Source organism: Pauljensenia hongkongensis (assembly GCF_001746855.1).
In the GTDB taxonomy this organism is placed as follows: domain Bacteria; phylum Actinomycetota; class Actinomycetes; order Actinomycetales; family Actinomycetaceae; genus Pauljensenia; species Pauljensenia hongkongensis.
Map to the genome: position 1 here is coordinate 1,988,556 of NZ_CP017298.1, position 1,150 is coordinate 1,989,705.

1 pseudogene is annotated in these 1,150 nt (G+C 76.6%); it reads right to left on the reverse strand.

The features are described 5' to 3' along the window. A pseudogene (locus tag BH719_RS10235) lies at window positions 1-1,150 on the reverse strand (FAD-binding and (Fe-S)-binding domain-containing protein); the annotation flags it as partial.

Consider the following 1,150-nt stretch of genomic DNA (forward strand, 5'->3'; position numbering starts at 1 on the left):
AGCGCCCCCGTCCCCCGGGTCCGCAGCGCCCGCCTCGGCGGGGACCCCGGTGCCCAGTCCGCGCCGACGCGCCCACGCGGAGAAGGTCCCGGCCTGCAGCGGGGGCATCCCCCGCCTCGTGTCCAGGCCGATGGCGCGGAACACGAGGCGGCGCAGCCACCCCACCGACAGGGCCGCGTTGCCCGCGCGGGCCAGCAGGGGCACCCGGGCCGTCAGGCGCGTCCAACGGGGCAGCCACCCGAGCGTGTAGTGCGACAGGGGGCGCGCCCGTCCCCGGTAGCGCCGGAAGAACGCCTCCGAACGGTACTTCGCCATGTCCACGCCCGCCGGGCAGTCCGCCGAGCACGCCTTGCACGCCAGGCACAGGTCCAGCGCCTCGAGGACATCGGGGGAGTCGATGGAGGCCACCAGCTCCCCGTTCGCCGCGTCCTGCAGGATCCGCGCCCGGCCCCGCGTCACGTCCTTCTCGTCGCCAGTGGCCTTGTAGCTGGGGCACATGAAGGCCCCGGGGGCTCCTGCGCGGCACTTGCCGACCCCCGTGCACCGGTGGACCGCCGTCGTGAGGTCCCCGTGGTCCCCGCGGAAGGCGAAACCCCCGTCGGCGGGGATCGGGCGGGCCCGGGGGCGGCGCAGGAACGCGTCCAGCGGATCGACGCCCGGCTGCGGGTCCTGCCCCTGCGCGGGGGCTGACGAGGCGGGGGCAGCGGCCGCGCGCCCGGCCAGGCGCTCGCGGGCCCGGTCGGGCGTCATCGGCGCCGCCAGCACTCCGGGGTTGAGCAGGTTGTCGGGGTCGAAGAGGGCCTTGACCTGGGCGAAGAGGTCGAGCATGTCGGGCGAGTACATGTAGCGCAGCAGTTCGGAGCGCGCGCGCCCGTCCCCGTGCTCGCCCGACACGGAGCCCCCGTGGCGCGCGCACGCCCGCGCCGCCCGCTCCAGGAAGCGCCGCGAGCGCGCGACGCCCGCCTCGTCGGCCAGGGGAAGGCCCAGGCGCACGTGGACGCACCCGTCCCCGAAGTGCCCGTAGAGCAGTCCGTCGATGGAGAACTCCCGCATGAGGGCCGTGAAGTCGCGCAGGTAGGCGCCCAGGCGGGCGGGGGGCACGGCCGCGTCCTCGAATCCCGGCCACGCCTGCTCGTCGCCCTCCCGGTGG